The sequence below is a fragment of the Winogradskyella sp. HaHa_3_26 genome, from assembly GCF_019278425.1.
In the GTDB taxonomy this organism is placed as follows: Bacteria; Bacteroidota; Bacteroidia; order Flavobacteriales; family Flavobacteriaceae; genus Winogradskyella; species Winogradskyella undariae.
Window position 1 is genome coordinate 3,786,196 of the sequence record NZ_CP058981.1, and the last position, 17,114, is coordinate 3,803,309.

The 17,114-nt window shown below is 30.3% G+C and carries 20 protein-coding genes; all 20 read right to left on the reverse strand.

The features are described from left to right. Positions 1-261 precede the first annotated feature (261 nt). Complete coding sequence (locus H0I32_RS16465; protein WP_218747097.1) at positions 262-705, reverse strand: hypothetical protein; 444 nt, start codon at positions 703-705, stop codon at positions 262-264. A gap of 181 nt (positions 706-886) precedes the next feature. Further along, positions 887-1,576 (reverse strand): hypothetical protein, encoded by a 690-nt coding sequence (locus tag H0I32_RS16470; protein ID WP_179314886.1) that lies wholly within the window; start codon positions 1,574-1,576, stop codon positions 887-889. Between the two features lie 460 nt (positions 1,577-2,036). Further along, positions 2,037-2,261, reverse strand: a complete 225-nt coding sequence (locus H0I32_RS16475) for a hypothetical protein (protein ID WP_179314935.1) — start codon at positions 2,259-2,261, stop codon at positions 2,037-2,039. Between the two features lie 180 nt (positions 2,262-2,441). After that, entirely contained in the window at positions 2,442-2,888 is a 447-nt protein-coding gene (locus H0I32_RS16480) for a hypothetical protein (protein WP_179314790.1), read from the reverse strand. Position 2,889: 1 nt separating this feature from the next. Beyond that, positions 2,890-3,456: a Panacea domain-containing protein gene (locus H0I32_RS16485; RefSeq protein ID WP_218841367.1), complete on the reverse strand. Its 567-nt coding sequence runs from the start codon at positions 3,454-3,456 to the stop codon at positions 2,890-2,892. 220 nt (positions 3,457-3,676) lie between these two features. Then, the gene (locus H0I32_RS16490) at positions 3,677-4,606 is read right to left on the reverse strand and encodes an STM4504/CBY_0614 family protein (protein WP_179314792.1); all 930 of its coding nucleotides are present in this window, start codon (positions 4,604-4,606) and stop codon (positions 3,677-3,679) included. 168 nt (positions 4,607-4,774) lie between these two features. Then, positions 4,775-5,350, reverse strand: a complete 576-nt coding sequence (locus tag H0I32_RS16495; RefSeq protein ID WP_218747098.1) for a hypothetical protein — start codon at positions 5,348-5,350, stop codon at positions 4,775-4,777. A gap of 225 nt (positions 5,351-5,575) precedes the next feature. Then, on the reverse strand, positions 5,576-5,797 hold the full coding sequence (locus H0I32_RS16500; RefSeq protein WP_179314794.1) for a PLDc N-terminal domain-containing protein: 222 nt from the start codon (positions 5,795-5,797) through the stop codon (positions 5,576-5,578). 442 nt (positions 5,798-6,239) lie between these two features. Beyond that, positions 6,240-7,010 (reverse strand): hypothetical protein, encoded by a 771-nt coding sequence (locus H0I32_RS16505; RefSeq protein WP_179314795.1) that lies wholly within the window; start codon positions 7,008-7,010, stop codon positions 6,240-6,242. Then, a complete protein-coding gene (locus H0I32_RS16510; RefSeq protein WP_179314796.1) occupies positions 7,011-7,376 on the reverse strand; it encodes a hypothetical protein in 366 nt (121 codons plus the stop codon). 169 nt (positions 7,377-7,545) lie between these two features. Further along, the gene (locus H0I32_RS16515) at positions 7,546-8,139 is read right to left on the reverse strand and encodes a hypothetical protein (protein WP_179314797.1); all 594 of its coding nucleotides are present in this window, start codon (positions 8,137-8,139) and stop codon (positions 7,546-7,548) included. A gap of 175 nt (positions 8,140-8,314) precedes the next feature. Continuing rightward, complete coding sequence (locus H0I32_RS16520; RefSeq protein WP_179314798.1) at positions 8,315-8,602, reverse strand: type II toxin-antitoxin system RelE/ParE family toxin; 288 nt, start codon at positions 8,600-8,602, stop codon at positions 8,315-8,317. Then, positions 8,595-8,834: a type II toxin-antitoxin system ParD family antitoxin gene (locus H0I32_RS16525; protein ID WP_042507096.1), complete on the reverse strand. Its 240-nt coding sequence runs from the start codon at positions 8,832-8,834 to the stop codon at positions 8,595-8,597. Before H0I32_RS16525 ends, H0I32_RS16520 begins: the two co-directional genes overlap by 8 nt. Positions 8,835-9,000: 166 nt before the next feature. After that, positions 9,001-9,465: a hypothetical protein gene (locus H0I32_RS16530; RefSeq protein WP_179314799.1), complete on the reverse strand. Its 465-nt coding sequence runs from the start codon at positions 9,463-9,465 to the stop codon at positions 9,001-9,003. 99 nt (positions 9,466-9,564) lie between these two features. Continuing rightward, the gene (locus H0I32_RS16535) at positions 9,565-10,440 is read right to left on the reverse strand and encodes a hypothetical protein (RefSeq protein WP_179314800.1); all 876 of its coding nucleotides are present in this window, start codon (positions 10,438-10,440) and stop codon (positions 9,565-9,567) included. Between the two features lie 1,451 nt (positions 10,441-11,891). Further along, positions 11,892-12,560, reverse strand: coding sequence for a tetratricopeptide repeat protein (locus H0I32_RS16540; RefSeq protein WP_179314863.1), 669 nt, complete (start codon positions 12,558-12,560; stop codon positions 11,892-11,894). Continuing rightward, positions 12,526-13,014, reverse strand: coding sequence for a hypothetical protein (locus tag H0I32_RS16545; protein ID WP_179314864.1), 489 nt, complete (start codon positions 13,012-13,014; stop codon positions 12,526-12,528). Before H0I32_RS16545 ends, H0I32_RS16540 begins: the two co-directional genes overlap by 35 nt. A 155-nt stretch (positions 13,015-13,169) precedes the next feature. Then, positions 13,170-13,775: a DUF6705 family protein gene (locus tag H0I32_RS16550; RefSeq protein WP_179314865.1), complete on the reverse strand. Its 606-nt coding sequence runs from the start codon at positions 13,773-13,775 to the stop codon at positions 13,170-13,172. 12 nt (positions 13,776-13,787) lie between these two features. Further along, positions 13,788-15,473, reverse strand: coding sequence for a hypothetical protein (locus tag H0I32_RS16555; RefSeq protein ID WP_173589663.1), 1,686 nt, complete (start codon positions 15,471-15,473; stop codon positions 13,788-13,790). Positions 15,474-16,346: 873 nt separating this feature from the next. After that, positions 16,347-16,982: a hypothetical protein gene (locus H0I32_RS16560; protein ID WP_179314765.1), complete on the reverse strand. Its 636-nt coding sequence runs from the start codon at positions 16,980-16,982 to the stop codon at positions 16,347-16,349. Positions 16,983-17,114: the final 132 nt, after the last annotated feature.

Below are 17,114 nucleotides of genomic sequence, written 5' to 3' on the forward strand. Positions count from 1 at the left end.
TTTTAATAAATAACGAAAGTAGAAAGTCAATTAATATTCCGAAAAGTCCAATTCCTATTCCCACTGCCATTGCTATAAAACCATATCCAAATGGGTCATTGACTGCTCTGAAATCAAAAACCATTATCAAAAAACACATCAGGATTAATAGAACTGAAAACACAAATAGAACAGAGATTTTTTTTAATAGGAAATTTTTCATTTTCTAATTAGTTTTTACAAACTCAAGCAATTAATTATACAAGATGTTGCTCACTATTTTTATTTCCGATTATAAATCAAAACGTATTCTTCTCTATCCGCAATCGTCATTGAGTCAGTTCCGAATATTAGAATTCTTTTTTTAACTGCTTTTTGGTAATAAAACCCGTCTTCTCTTTTGGTTACAATTCCAGCTTTTTTAAGAGAGGGTAAATAAGGGCTTTCAGGTTCGATCCGTAATTCAAGATTTAATTCATTCGTTTCTTTGTCCAAAAACCAAGTTCCATATGAAATGTTCAAAGGATTGAAACTTTTATAAGTTCCATCATCATTAAAAATATAACTGTCACGATTTACTTTTTCTATTCCCATATCTCGACCGAATCTTGTCAGAGGAATTTTCGTTTGTTTTTCTCCGTTCTCATCTTGCAATTCTATAAATGTCCATTCTCCGATTAAATCAGATTCAGCTATTTCTTGTGAAATTCCAATTTGGAAAATCATTAAGATTAATGTTGTGAATATCGTTTTTCTCATATTGTGGGCAACGTGTTTGTGTATGATTAGTTGCGTGGTTCAGCAACTAATTTAGCAAACTTTTACGAACCCGTGAAAATTCCGCAGGAATTTTCGCAAGTAGGGAAGAACAAAGCAATTAATTATACACGGTGTTGTCTGTAGTTTTTTATTTCCAGTTTCTAAAATCAGTATATAAAAATCCATTATCAGATAATATCAATTTGTTAAATTCTGTATTGCTTCTTTTATCGAGAAAGGTCAAGTTAATATTTACTAAACAGGTATATTTTCTTAAGTCTGTTGTTAATGAACGTTCCAATTTTCCATTGTTATCGACAATTTCATAATACCCAACTGGTTTAATAAATTCTATTGAATCGAAGCAGTAGCTTAAGTTGATTTCAAAATTTTCTGATTCAAATTCCCAATAATTTCCAGCAGAAACATCTTCAGTCAAAATGGAATTGCATATTTTGATATCAACTTCGGAAACTTGAGTTGAATCTGAAGCAGATTCAATTCTTGTATTTTGTGTAAAGCAAATGTCATTATCATTAATATTCCATTCTTTAATTCCAGAGTAACCTCTCTTTTCGCTGAATACATTATTATTAATCCAATCGGAAATTTCTTTTTCCTCTAAATTACTAAATTCAATAGATTGACTTTTAGTATATTTCAAAATACTTTCAGAAACATCACTTTCTTTTACTGTATTGAATTTTACAATTGCATCAGTTGGACTTTCGCAGTTATTCGATTTTGAACCTACTATTGTCTTTTCTTTATCAACTTTACATCCTAAAATCAGAAGGGGAACAACAAAAAATAATATTCTCAGAAAAGCTTTACTCATAGTTTGGTTAAATTACTGACAACGTGTTTGTGTATGCTTAGTTGCGTGGTTAAGCAACTAAGTTAGTAAACTTTAACGAACCCGTGAAAATTCCGCAGGAATTTTCGCAAGTAGGCTAGAACCTAGCAATTAATTATACACGGTGTTAGCTGTAGTAATTGATTTCTTTTTTCTTTATTTGAGTGATTTTGTACGTTTAAAATTCCATTTTCAGTTTTAGTTCCGTTTTAGAAAAAAGAGCTGAAGTCAGATTTCGAGTGATAAATTTATTATTTGTATTTACAATTCCAATTGCGCAAACCAGCTAAAAAATCCAGCACAATTATATTCAGATTTCGAGCATAAAATTCCGATTAAATGAAATCCGAGAGTTGAGTGAGAATATCCAGCGTTATTCTAGTCAGCTAAACTAGTACCTTTTAGTCGAAAAAATTAAGACTACAATAAACTTTTAATGAGCTTATTTAAATATTATATTTTTTTGTTTTCGTAAACTATTCTTTAAACCTACTGCACCACAAATCATCAAAACTACTAGTGCTCCGCAAATAATATAGTTATTTAGACCATATTCATTAAAATTAGTCTTTCCCAGATATGATATTAACATAATGATTGGAACAATAATTAATATTATAGCAGCATTTTTCTGAGATTTAATTTTTTTGATTTCTTTTTCAGTCATAATGTTTTATTTAGTTCGTGAGTTCTGTGAGTTATTACAGCTAACGTGTTTGTGTATGGTTAGTTGCGTGGTTAAGCAACTAAGTTAGCAAACTTTTACGAACCCGTGAATATTCCGCAGGAATATTCGCAAGTAGTGAAGAACACAGCAATTAATTATACACGGTGTTGGCAGTAGTATTTAATTCTCTAATATTTTTCGGTATTTTCTTTTTACTGACTTAGAGTTTTTCAAGCATTCAATTAGTGAAAGGAAAAGTTCGTCTTTCATTTTTCCCCATATTTCATAATCCGTGTTCTCAAGAGGATAAATCTCTTTTAGGGATTCAATTTCATAAACATCTATTTGATGTCCATATATATGAGTTTTAAAATCAAAAGTTTTACCACATTCAGTTACTTCTATATCATCAGAAATAACAAAGCAGTTAAGATTTATAGAAGGAAGCTCAATACATCCATTATCAATCTCTTCTTTTTGGGGAATTGAATCTGTTCTTGTTGGTAGTGATGCTAATATATTTTGGTCAGCTTGATTTTTTAAAACAACGAAATATTTTGGTTTTGCCGTATTTCCATTTTTAAAATAAAAAGGGTCAAAGTAGATTATAGTTCCTTCTTTAAACATTTTAGTTTGCCTCTATAAAGTCACCGTAAACTATTTTTTTTCTTTCATCGTGGTTTATTAAAGAACCCATATCAATTAATAACTCTGTATTATTGATTATTTCTTTTTCTAATAATTCTAAAACAGAATTTTCTTTAGCTGTATTATGCCAAGGTGAATTTTTACGATGAGTGTAATAAATTAAATCCTTTGCAGTTTTATCACCGAATTTTTCAATGACAAAATCTAACAAATCAATATCATTATCAGAAAATTCATCGTCATTAAAACCTACAATTGGTTTAATTACAGTAACTCCATCTTCCGAAGTTCTTTCTATGTAATTTTTAAGAAGTGTTGTCTCCGAAGATAAATCAATGAATATTTCTTCTGAAACTGGACCGAATTTCCAAACTTTGTACTTTAGATTAAAGAAAGGTATTCCACTTTTTTTAATTGATAATTCATCTAAAATATAGATTAGCTTTAAAGCTTTGGTTTTTGATAGTTCACCAATTTTTTCAGAAAGGTAAACAATTGAATTCCCAACTTTATCTATTTGGTTTTCAGATAATTTTATGTAAGACATTTTTTCCACTCTGCAAAAGTACAATAAATAAAATTATAAACAATCTGTTGAAAACTATATTTTATTCGTGACGGATATTACTGCCAACGTTTATGTATAAGAATAGTTGCGGGTTTGTATGCGAGGAATTTCCGAAGGAAATTCAGACGTTACAAACACGCAACGACCTTTGATTAAGCACTAAACCGCAATTATTTTTATACGGTGTTAGGCACAGTATTTATTTTATTCCGCTTTGTTCAATTAAAAAAATAATATTTGTTCCAGTTAAATTCAAACCATAGCGAGTCATTTCATCATCTACTATCTGCGGTGTTTGGCCTTGTCCATGTCCTCCTAATTTATTCCTAATTGTAGGAATTCCACTTTCAAGCAAACTCTTTAAAGAGGTAAATTGATTTTGGGTAAAAGTCGGTACTAATTGATTTTGAAAACAAATTTGAATTAAAGTTTTTGCTGTGTCAGTTTGTTTATAATTCCATCCTTTTTCAGAGCAAATTATTTTCATTGTGCTTTCAAGAGCTTTCAGACACTCTGTTAAACACTCTTTGTTTCTTCCATGCCTATAATGTTCATGTGCTTTTAAATATTCCTCATTAGCTCCATCAAATTTAGTGTTCCATAATAAGGAAATTGTTGGCTTAGTGATTTCAGCATGTGCGTAAGTTGAATCGACTCTTATAATTTCACTTCCGTCAAATGAATAACCAATTCCATGTTCTTTGAACCTTTCATTTAATTCTTCAATTGCTTCGTCTGGTTTTATTTTAACTTCTGTATTCCACGCGTATTCATCATATGATGGTTTTATAATTCTATCTATAAATTTAAATGAAAGTTCAATTACGTCAATTACCCTTTCAGTATCTTTAGTGGATAAAAGGAAGTTTAAAACATGGTCTTCATCATTTTTTGAATATCTGTCTCCTAAACTAAAGATTCCGTACTCACGACAAAGAGTTTGGTGAATGAATTCATATGCTTCTTCAGGTTCATTTTTATGTCCATGTTTCACAACTCCAATAGCATCTTTTATTATGTGAACGATTTGAACTCTCAAATGTTCAGGTATACTATCATAAGTGTAGATTTCAGGAAATTCTCCTCTCAATCTTTTTTGTCTTTTAGAAAATAAGTCAAATATTGCCATTTAGTTTGTCGGTTTTGTCATATTGTGCCTAACGTGATTGTGTATGGTTAGTTGCGTGGTTCAGCAACTAAGTTAGCAAACTTTTACGAACCCGTGAATATTCCGCAGGAATATTCGCAAGTAGGGAAGAACAAAGCAATTAATTATACACGGTGTTATGTGCTGGCTTTATTTTTTTCGTTTAAATTCGGGCGTACAAAAACTTCCAATTGCTCCACTTCCATAGGAAAGAACTACATTGTCCTTATAAAACATTTTAGAGCAATCGTCAGAATATTTTTCTTGCATTTCCAAATTCAGATTTTCATCAAAAACTAAATAACTAAACACTCCCATTCCCTTAAATCCGTATTCTATTTCGATTGGGTTTCGGTTGGAAATTCCCATACAGTTTACGTTATCCAATTTATTATATAATTCGGCAAGCGTTTTGTCAGTCCAATTTAATTTTTCTTTTACAATATCGAGCGAGTTAGTTTTTCCGTGATATTTTTTATCATAATCACTTCGTGGGTATTCAGGTTCATAATCGTCAATATCTAAGTCCCATTGTTGGAAAAGTAATTCACGTTTTTCTGAATTCTCGATTGGTTGGTAAACAAATAAATCAATATTGTCAGATGAGTTATATCTTATTCGTACTAAAAATTTTTCGGGAACAATTTGGGTGAAATATTCCTTTAATTCAATTATTCCAGTTTTATTTTTATCGTAGTTTTCAGTAAGTCCTTTTTTACTTTTCATTCCGCAACTTGTAATGAGAAGTAATATGGTTAAAATGACTGTATTTTGTAGTTTCATCGATGTTTCTTCAGCTTGCACATAACGGTCTTGTGTATGGTTAGTTGCGTGGTTAAGCGACTAAGTTAGCAAACATTTACGAACCCGTGAATATTCCGCAGGAATATTCGCAAGTAGAGAAGAACAAAGCAATTAATTATACACGGTGTTAGCTTTTAGTGCTTTATATCAATCTAATTTCATTTTCTTATTTTTTCCAATGAATAAGTACAATAATGAACCTATAAATGGGATAAATATGACTACTAAAATCCAAATTAGCTTGTCATTTTGAACGAACTTATTCTTTAAAATATCAATCAAACAATAAATCCAAAGTCCAATTGATATAAGAACTAAAGCTTGCCATATAAAAAGTCCAACTGAGAAATCATTAAGTAGGTTATCCATATTTTATTTATTTCTATTTTGTGCTTTAATTCCGAAAACTTGCTAATATTCCGATTATATTTTTTATTCAGCAGAGTAGAAGTCCAGCGTATTTTTATTCATTTACAGTTTACGATTCCTCATTTTTATCAAATTCCGTACAGTAATTCAGTCAGGTTTTGAGTGAGTTTGCGTAAATTTTTAAAATTCCATAATACAGTTTTTCTAAATTACTCTGCCTAAAGTTAAAAAAATAGAATCATAAAATTATACTTTTTTTATTTCCGCAAACTTGCTCCTGCATTAAAGCTAACGTTGTTGTGTATGGTTAGTTGCGTGGTTAAGCAACTAAATTAGTAAACTTTTACGAACCCGCGAATATTCCGCAGGAATATTCGCAAGTAAGCTCAATGCAGCAATTAATTATACACGGTGTTGGCAAATCGTTTTTTTTATTTTTAAATTATTGAGTAAAATCAATTCCATAATAGATAGCCTCATAAATTACAATAGCAAGTATCCAATTATATTCCTTTTCATTGGGTTTTCTGTATAACTTCATTAAGTTTGAATATTTTACATCTCTTTCCCAAACTGTATCTTTTTGAATTGAGCTTTCGGGATGAAAGTCGTGAAATGGATTTCTAACAAATGTTCTTCTGTCAGAGTTTTTAACTACATATGCAAGTTTTTCATTATTGAGTTGCACGACATAAAAATCTGATGTGCTATTATTTCGATTAAATGAACCAATATTTTGGTTTGTGTCATCTATCAAATTAGTATTGTTAACAATTTTACCTATATAAGAGCCATTAAACTCGATTAAAATCTCATTATCTAATTGGTCATAATAAATTTCGTAATCACTTGTCACAGCGAGTATTCTTGAGGTTAAATTAAAAGCACCTCTATCTATTTTTCTAAATGAAATAATACGTTCATTGTCTAAAGTTTTAATGTATCCATTAAATTTTCTTGTAAAACCTTTACTAAAATTAAAATCTAAATTATTTGATATTTTTTCTACATCATCAGATTGCCATTTAATCAAGTTCTTTTTTTTAGAACGAGCTTTTAAAATCAATTCTTTTTTTTCTTTAGTAAGAACATGAGTTGGTTGTTCCGAACGAGATTTTTTTATAACATATCTTAATAATAATACAATTCCAACTACAGGAATTGCAATGAATAAAAATGATAATATGCCAAATATTGTTGCTATTGTTTCCATTTATTTGCTTATTTTTTTACTATAAATATATCCAAAAGTGGCATAAACAATGAAATGTATAATGCTAACAAAAAAAGAAGAATCTAGGAAAAAATGAGTATAAATGAATGTTGCAATAACATAACCTCCATACATTAATATTCTATACATTTTTATTCCACTATAGATTTCAGAATAAATAAATTCTGGAAGTATAATAGGTAGTATGGCAATAGCTAATGGAATAAATAAATATGAGTTGCTAATTAATGGCCAAGGAATCATTAGGAAAAACACATATCCAAATAAAATACCCATATGTTGAAGGCTATTAAGTTGTTTTCCAAAAATATTTACTTTGTAATCGTTGTCTATTCTAAATTTCATTATTCTAGTCGTTTCCCCAAAATGTTTGCCAACGTGATTGTGTATGGTTAGTTGCGTGGTTAAGCAACTAAGTTAGCAAACTTTTACGAACCCGTGAATATTCCGCAGGAATATTCGCAAGTAGGCAAGAACCAAGCAATTAATTATACACGGTGTTGCCAGTAGTGTTTTATTCCTCCACAATCTTATTTATTCTCGGTTGTATAAACCAAATACCAATCGGAAAAAACCAAATCATAAAAAAATCGCCCATATAATCATTCAGAGTTACTTCTCGTTTCAATTCAGCCGTTTTTATTGTTTTGGAAGCGAAGTATAATTGGTAAAACATACAGAACATAGAGAATAAATGCAAGGGTAAAATAAAGAACATCATTTTTCCAATTATTCCACCAACAGTTCTATCTCCAGAAGAAATTCCATAAATAGTTGTTCCAATTAAGGTTAAAAAAAATGTTATATAAATTAAAGGGATGAAAAAGAATATTTTGAATTTCTTTAATTTTAATTGTATTTCATTAGGAATATATTTCTGTAATCCAATTCCAATTGACCAAAACCAACCAAAGAAAAATCCCATATAAATAAACATAATTATAGGAAATAATTTGAATGAATTAAACATTGTAGCTGGCTCTGGATTTCCATTTGAGTCAATATTGGAAAACATTGAAGTCATTATTATAATCTGAAATATAATTGGAACTCCAAACATTAAAATAAATAGTTGCCAATGTTTAGCTTTCAAAAATTTGTCTATCATATTGCGGTTGAGTTTACATTACTGGCAACGTGATTGTGTATGGTTAGTTGCGTGGTTCAGCAACTAAGTTAATAAACATTTACGAACCCGTGAAAATTCCGCAGGAATTTTCGCAAGTAGGCAAGAACCTAGCAATTAATTATACACGGTGTTGGCAACAGTTTTTATTATTCCGTTATAGTATTTCATTCAAGTCCTGTCTTCCAACAATTGCCATTATATCTATAATATCTTCATTAACTTTAAAATAGATACTGTCAGCTCCACAAACACAACGTCTATAATCTTTTTTTATATATTCAGCCGATTCAAAAGAATAAGGTCTTTGGGAAATAATGTCAAAATATTCAAAAAATGATTCAAAATATTTATCCGCTTGAGTCATTCCGAATTTTTCAACTCCGTAATGGTGAATTCGTATTAAATCGTTTTTAGCTTCGTTACTTAATCTGTATTTAGCCATTCAATAAGGACTTTGATTGAGCTAAAATTTCGTTTTTATTGTCACTCGTAAATCCGCTTTTTTCAGCTTTATCCAGTTTGGCTCTAACCCAATCAATTTGAATTTGCTGTTTTCTGGCTTGTCTAATTAAATCGTTTACTAATTCGCTTTTACTTGAATATTCATTTTTATTCACTTGCGCTTTCAGCCATTCGTCGTTCGGTTCGGTAAATGATATACTTTGTCTTGACATAACTTTATGTTTTGGTGTAAATATACATCAAATACGAATCACTTCCAAATTGTTGCCAACGGTTTTGTGTATGGTTAGTTGCGTGTTTAAGCAACTAATTTAGTAAACAAAAACGAACGCGAGAAAATTCCGAAGGAATTTTCCAAATAGGCAACGACCAAAGCAATTAATTATACACGGTGTTGTGTGTAGTTATTTCTCCATCCGGAATAATTGGTTCAGAGTTTTTATAATATTCCATTCCTTTCCAATTAAAATTGAAATCATTTAATCCAATACCTACGTCATCAGGATAAATACTAGTATTATCACTATCGCAAATCAGGTTTACGTCATATACTGACAATTGTTTAAATTCTCCTTTAGAATCATACTCAAATTCAAATTCCACATTCAAATCGTAGAAGTAATAATATTTCCATAATGATTGGTTATTAGCTTCATTATTGTTTATATATATTGGCAATAAATTTCCGTTTTCAATTACTATAATACTTTTTCCAGATTGTATATTATGTATATTTAGGTCGAAATTAAAATATTTACAGTAATTACCTTTTTTTTCTTTGAGTTGAGAAAATTCTATTATTTCAAGATTTGGATATTTTGCAAAAAATAGTTTGGTTTCCAATTCGTTTTCTATAAAAGCATTGAGAGAATTTAATTCAGAATTTTCGTAAGTAGGGAAGAACCTAGCAATTAATTATACACGGTGTTGTAAGCAGGCTTTTTATTCAATTCTTTTTTTTCTACTCTTAATTGAGTTCAGACTTTCACTCAATAGTTGCTTTATCTTTAATAGTCGTCTTCCAGATTCTATTATATTTTTTCTTCTATGATACCTTATTTCGCGTGTTTGTTCATAGCTATCTCTACATTCCATTAAACTATTTAATATTGGTAAAATTCTTTGGTCTTCAGAGTTCTTAATAGTAGTTAGTTCATTCATTAATGGAAAAATAATTGTCTGATAAAATAATTCCATATTTTGTTCATCTTTATTTGCTATAATTTTACGTTGTTCAATTATAATATACTTTTTTAAAATAGGAATCAGATTATCGTTTTTATTAGGTTTTGAAAGAATGTAATGATTATATAATTGAGTTAAATTTTTTAAATTGTTATTCCAAATATCTGAATATTTAATTAATTCAGCATATGGTCCTTTGTTATCTTCCTTTTGTTTTTCAACGAAGTCCTCTATATTATGTAGGCAGTTTTTGATATTAATAAAATCCTGCATTTTTTCATTATTATTGCCGTCTCTATCAATTACTAAAATTTGAAATAACGTTTTAAAATTTATTTCTCTTAATTCGGTCATTTTTAATTCAGAGTATATAGCTAAAGTCAAATTTTTATGATACCAATTTTTGGTTTTTTTAGAAGCTTGGGATATAGCATCTACTTGACAATCTATAAAATATAAAATTGATTCTAAATTATAAAAGAAATACTCTTCTGTTTCAAAGTTATTTTGAATTCTTTTCTCTTTTTCTTCCTGTTTTTTCTTATTTAATCCTTTGTCAAAAATCCAAACGGAAAATAACCCTCCAATTAAAGCTGAAACTAAAGGGATTATAATGTTTTGAATTATTAGCATTTATTAAATGTTATTTGGTTCGTTAGTTGCTCAGCTTGCTTACAACGGTGTACGTATATGAATAGTAGCCTTAAATATTCAACTGCTATTCGGATTGTATATCTGTTTATAAAGTAACGAAAAATAAATGAGACCAATGACTTAGCTATTATTTATATACGCTGTTGTGTTTAGTATTTTTCTTTTCTATTTCGTTTATAGCTTTCCAGGATCTTTATTATAGGTTTAGATTTAGTTATCTACAAAAAATTTAAAATACGTAGTCTTGACGACGCTACATAAAGAGCCAGCCACCAAACCTTGTTTTGTTTTAAAATTGGTTATATACCGATATATGGCTTGTTTTAAAATAAAAGCTTTCTTCGAATCCTTATTATTTAAATTTCTGAAAATGATGAGTTATTGAAAAAAAACATTAATGTAAGGAACTGTCAATCAGGTATTTGTTAATGTTAAATAATACAATAAAATTTTTTTTCAATAACTTCAGACAAACTGTTTAACGTTTTCAAACGTTCTGAGAGCGCGCTCTCAACGATTTCAATCGAACAGTTTGGCGCTTTAAAAATCTTCCTACGTCGATTTTCAAATCACATCATTTTTAGAAACTTAAAAGACCTCGAAGAAAGCTACAATGTTTGGTGGATGACCGAAAGTCGGCAATATTAATCACAACGTGATTGTGTATGGTTAGTTGCGTGGTTTGGCAACTAATTTAGCAAAAATTGACCGAACCCGAGAAAATTCCAGCGGAATTTTCGCACGTAATCTAAAAAAAGCAATTAATTATACACGTTGTTAACTACTGGCTTTTTTCTATTTAGGCAGCGTTCAAATTTTTATATTTTCCTTTAAATTCATTTTGGAACTTAAATTCTCGCAAGAGTTTAAGCGTATTACTCCGTTTAGTGAATCCAGATTAGTACAGATTGGTTTTTCCGCGTGTAGTTCAGCCGCAATGATAAACGTTTGCTTTTCAATCTAGGTTTACAATGTCAATCTTTTTAATCTCAATTTATCTTAGTTGTTTTAATTGTCAAATAGAGTAGAGTGAGTTGATATTTGGTTTCTATATTAGTCTTTTTTTTATCTTAAATTATCTTAGTTGTTTTAATTCAAGCAGAGTAGAGTTAGTTGTAAGTTGGTTAACTTTCTTTAATTTTTTAAATCTAAATTATCTTGGTTATTTAGTCAAGTTGAGTTTACTCCGTAATGCTTTTGAGTTTGCATTATTCATCCGAGTAATCAATCCAAAGTTGTTAGTTTGATGTTTAAATTTTAGAAAAATGTTGATTTGGAATCAGCTTGTAGTTAACGTGTTTGTGTATGCTTAGTTGCGTGGCTTGGCAACTAAATTAGTAAACTTTTACGAACCTGAGAATATTCCGCAGGAATATTCGCAAGTAGAGAAGAAAAAAGCAATTAATTATACACGGTGTTAGCAAAAGTATTTATTCCGTTATTTTAATAAATTCTGGATTACTCCAAAGATTTTGTAGTTCTGAATATCGTTTAGCATCTTGCTTTAAGTCTTTTTCCAGTTCAAATGTCTTTTTTAAATATTCGATACTTTCATCGGTCTTATTTTGAATATTTTTTATAATTCCAATTTGATAATAATTCCAAGAAAATTCTTGTTGTTTATTAAGGCTTTTAAATAATTCAATCGCTTCTTCAAAATTTCTAATACCTTTTAAATATAAAGCTTTGCAATAATTCATTTGATATTTCGCGTCATTTGAAAGTCCGCTTTCTAATTTGTCAAATTCGATAAATGCTTTCTCTTTGTCCGTAATAGAATTAAATATTTGTAGTAGTAATTGTATCGCTATTTGTTCAGAATAGTAATCTGAAAAAAGGTGTTTTAAATTTTTTAATGCTAACTCTCTGTCATTTTGCTTTATATGATATTGGATGATATAAATAAGAGCATTTGGGCTTTTTTTGTCTGCATTTAAAACATCTTTAACAGAATCAATAAATTTTTCTTCTCCTACAGTTGCCATAATTTCATACATACTGTTCATTTTATTTTCAAGAATTTGAATGTGATTTGGCTCAAATTCTAATGCCTTGTTGTAAAACTCAACAGATTTTATGTTGTCTCCTTTTTTTAGCAAATAATGTTCCCTTATTAGCGTATGCTAAAGTAGCTTTATCATCGAGTTCAATTGCTTTGTTAAAAAGTTCAAGAGCGTTGTCTAAATCTCCTCTTTCCATTTGATAAGCGCCAAATCCAATATATTTATCTACTTGGTCTTTGTCAACATTTCCTTTTTTGTGTTCAGGGTTTGGTTGAATTTTAATTTCGGATATTTTTCCAGAATCTAAATCGGCTTGAAATTCATTAACCATTTTTGAGTTAATCTTCTTAAGGTTTTCAATGATTACATTAGATTGATTATCATCTAACCCTTGCTTACCCAGTTTCGCTTTTACTATCTTATAGTTGTGGTCGTTTTCAAAGTAAAGTGTTTGTGCTAATGCTGTAATTTCTGTTTGATATTGCTTTGAATTGAATGTATTAATATCAATACCATTTTTCTTTGGTTTAAGAAAGTCGAAGATTCCCATAGTTGGTTTTATATTTTTGCTAACGTTTCCGTATATGAGAAGTAGCAGATTAAAATGCAGTAGTTTTTCGGATTTAACACAAAAAAGCAGAAAAGAACAAAATTTTTGATTTAGCTCTTAACTGCTATTTCTTATATACATTGTTGTGGTTAGTTTTATTGTTTTACCATTGTATATTCTCCAAATGGTACTCTTAGAACCTCAGGAGAATCCTCAGTAGGTTTCATACCACCATGACCTATATATATTGTTGCTGTCATTTTTTCTGGGTTGGTCTCATCTAAAAGATAACGTAGCACTACTGAAGTAGATAAATATAATCTTTCTGAATCATGAAAACTTAACCTTAGCCGTCTTTCATTATCACTACAATCATCACAACTAACATATCTGTCTTTTGGAATAATTTGTCGTCCATTTATCGTATGACCTTGTGCAATAATGCCGCTGTCTTCATCTAATAGAGGTAAATAATTAACAATTTCAATACCGTTTTCTATATATTTATACTCACCTATTAATAAATCTTGATAATATTTACCATTATAAAATAGTTCTAATTTTTGAAGTTCAATTGTTAACGAGGTTAAACCGCTTGTGAATTTCCAAGTGCCAACAAACTTATCGAGTTCGTTATCCAAGTCTTTAATATAACCTTCTTCTGGTGTATTATGTATATAAGTATCTAAGGGTACAATAGGAGATTGTGCTTTACAGGCAAAAGATGTCATTAATATTACAGCAATTAATATATTCTTCATAATGTATGTTTTTTAGTTGCAAGGTGTTGCTGCAACTTGATTATTAGTATTAAGTGTTAATTTTTTCCATTTTTCTAAAGGTAAAGGAGGTTGATCTCCTGTAGCTTCCATTTCGTAAAGCCCTATACCAAGATCTAAATCTCTTACTATTTCTAAAAATATTTTTTGATATACAGCGCCTTCGCTATTTATATTATCTGCGCCTTCTGAATACATACCATCAATTTTATCTGAAAAATCCTTCCATTCATCTATACCATCGTTGTTTGAGTCTTTACTGTCATCCCAAAGTGCCTGCAAGCTTTGCAATTTGCTAATATCTTCAATCTTTATAGCATACGTATGTGTTACGCCGTTTTGTTTAACCACCAATGCTGTTACAAAAAGGTTGTCACCAGCTGTATTGTATTCTTGTAAGCTATTATTGGTATAGTAGTTTCTTACACTTAGAAGCGAATATAGATCTTCTGCGGAAAACATAGGAATTGCAACATCATTAATTGGGTGTGTATGTACAGTACCATATTGGTAGGGTTGTTGCGGAAAAATTACATTTTTCTGATTTTTTGATGGTATGTGTTGCGCATAAGGGCCATGTTTAGGATAATTACCTCTATTATAAAACCCAAAACCATGCTCCCAATTGCTACTTAACTCATTATCAATATTAATAAGTGCTAAGCGTGGTTTTGTGTTCTTACCGTCTGTATTATATGGGCTACTGCTTTGAGTATATGGATTTGTTTCACTGTAAGCAGGTGGCGAGGTCAATCTTTTAAGCTGGAAACATGGGTCGTCTGCGCCAGTACTATTATTTTCCGTTATTAAAATCGCAGTAGCATCATCCATACAATTACCCTCAGCATCAAGTTCTAGACAATCTTGGGTGTCGTCTGGATCAGTAGTGTCTGGGTCATTTGGATCCGTTTGGTTTGGATTACCAGTTCCGTCTCCAATACCATTACCTCCACCTAATAATCCACCAAAAGGATCAGAACCTATGCCACCAGAGCCACCACCTCCAGAGGTATCACCATCGTCATCCCAAAAATCGCCATTAGAATTATCATCAGGACAGGGTACTTCGGCTTGTATATTTATAGTATGGCTTGCACCAAAAGCTCTAGGGCTAATTACGGTAATAGTCTGAGCTACGTAACACGGTTCTTCATCTGTAGATTCTCTACTCATTAAAGTATTCATAGACGTTTTTTGCGCCATATCTAAAGGTATATTACCTGCTTTTACGTCTTCTTTTTCTGCTTCAGATAAATCATATCTGACAATTGAAGCTTTATAAGAACCATTTACTTGTTTGCTTAATACTAAATTTTCCACCAAACCATTATCTTCATCTCTGTGTATAGCAAAAGTATAAGAGTCATAAGTACCGTAAGTTACATAGTTAACAGTTTCATCATCTACATAAAAATCGTATGCTTCTATATAAGTAGACCTGCCTTGCAAGTTTGTACTACTATCAGATATTTCGTCCACTTTGGGAAATGCTTCTATAATAGCATTTACTCCTTTGTTTTCATTGACTTCAGCTTTATTAATAACTTTGAGATTGAATTTAAGTTCAGTAGCGATTTCATCTACAGTAACTGAATCATCTTTTTGGCATGTGAGACATAACATTAAAATCCCAAAGAGTAGGATTCCATGTTTGAGGTAATTTTTAAAGTTTTTTTTCATTCCGTTGTTGGTTTAAGGTTAATAATTCAAATTTAAGTCTGGTCATTTTGTTTTCAAATCGTTAATGAGTCAACTATGCTTTTCACTTAGTTAACTGGCTCTTGGTTTGGTCAAAATTAACCACAACGGTGTACGTATATGAATAGTAGCCTTAAATATTCAACTGCTATTCGGATTGTATATCTGTTTATAAAGTAACGAAAAATAAATGAGACCAATGACTTAGCTATTATTTATATACGCTGTTGTGTTTAGTATTTTTCTTTTCTATTTCGTTTATAGCTTTCCAGGATCTTTATTATAGGTTTAGATTTAGTTATCTACAAAAAATTTAAAATACGTAGTCTTGACGACGCTACATAAAGAGCCAGCCACCAAACCTTGTTTTGTTTTAAAATTGGTTATATACCGATATATGGCTTGTTTTAAAATAAAAGCTTTCTTCGAATCCTTATTATTTAAATTTCTGAAAATGATGAGTTATTGAAAAAAACATTAATGTAAGGAACTGTCAATCAGGTATTTGTTAATGTTAAATAATACAATAAACTTGACTTTCTCATTTTTTTTCAATAACTTCAGACAAACTGTTTAACGTTTTCAAACGTTCTGAGAGCGCGCTCTCAACGATTTCAATCGAACAGTTTGGCGCTTTAAAAATCTTCCTACGTCGATTTTCAAATCACATCATTTTTAGAAACTTAAAAGACCTCGAAGAAAGCTACAATGTTTGGTGGATGACCGAAAGTCGGCAATATTAATCACAACGGTTTTGTGTATGGTTAGTTGCGTGGTTAGCAACTAAATTAGTAAACTTTTACGAACCCGTGAATATTCCGCAGGAATATTCGCAAGTAGAGAATAATACAGCAATTAATTATACACGGTGTTGTGCGTAGGCTTTTCTTTCAGATTATTGATTTCAGTTATTAATTCCACTTTTTGATTTTCGGTCAATTCATTAAATAATTTTATCTTTTTCCCTTTATAGTCAAATATTATTTCTCCCATTATGTGACTAAAAAGCAATTTCCTATTTAGAGCGATATTCCGCAATGTTTTGTCATAAGTCGATAATGAGTTTTCGTGTATTTCATTTCGAACGTTTTCCACGTGTTCCAATTCAAAAGTGTGTGTGTTAGTTAGAAAAGTTCCTTTTTTAATTAATGTCATTTTTCCATTTTCAATTCGTAATTCTTGTCGTCCATTAATCAGCCACAAAAATTGTCGTAATCCGATAGTCGCAACAATTGGATGAGCTACAAAAAATACAAGTATAAATACCGTTGTGATTTCAGTTCCGTTTGTAAACCATTCTATAAATCCAGAAAAAAATAGTCCACAAGAAAACAATGTAAATCCGAGTGCAATAAATGTGTTTCTGGAATTATTTGACGCAAACAAGCTATTACTTTTCGGTAAGCACACAAACTTTTTCCTATTCAGGCCGGAAGCAAAAATTCGGCTGTATTGGTATTGGAAATTTAGTGCTTTATCTTTAATGTTCATTGGTTTTTTCAGCTTACGCACAACGGTTTTGTGTATGGTTAGTTGCGTGGTTAAGCAACTAATTTAGTAAACTTTCACGAACCCGTGAAAATTCCGCAGGAATTTTCGCAAGTAGGCAAGAACCAAGCAATT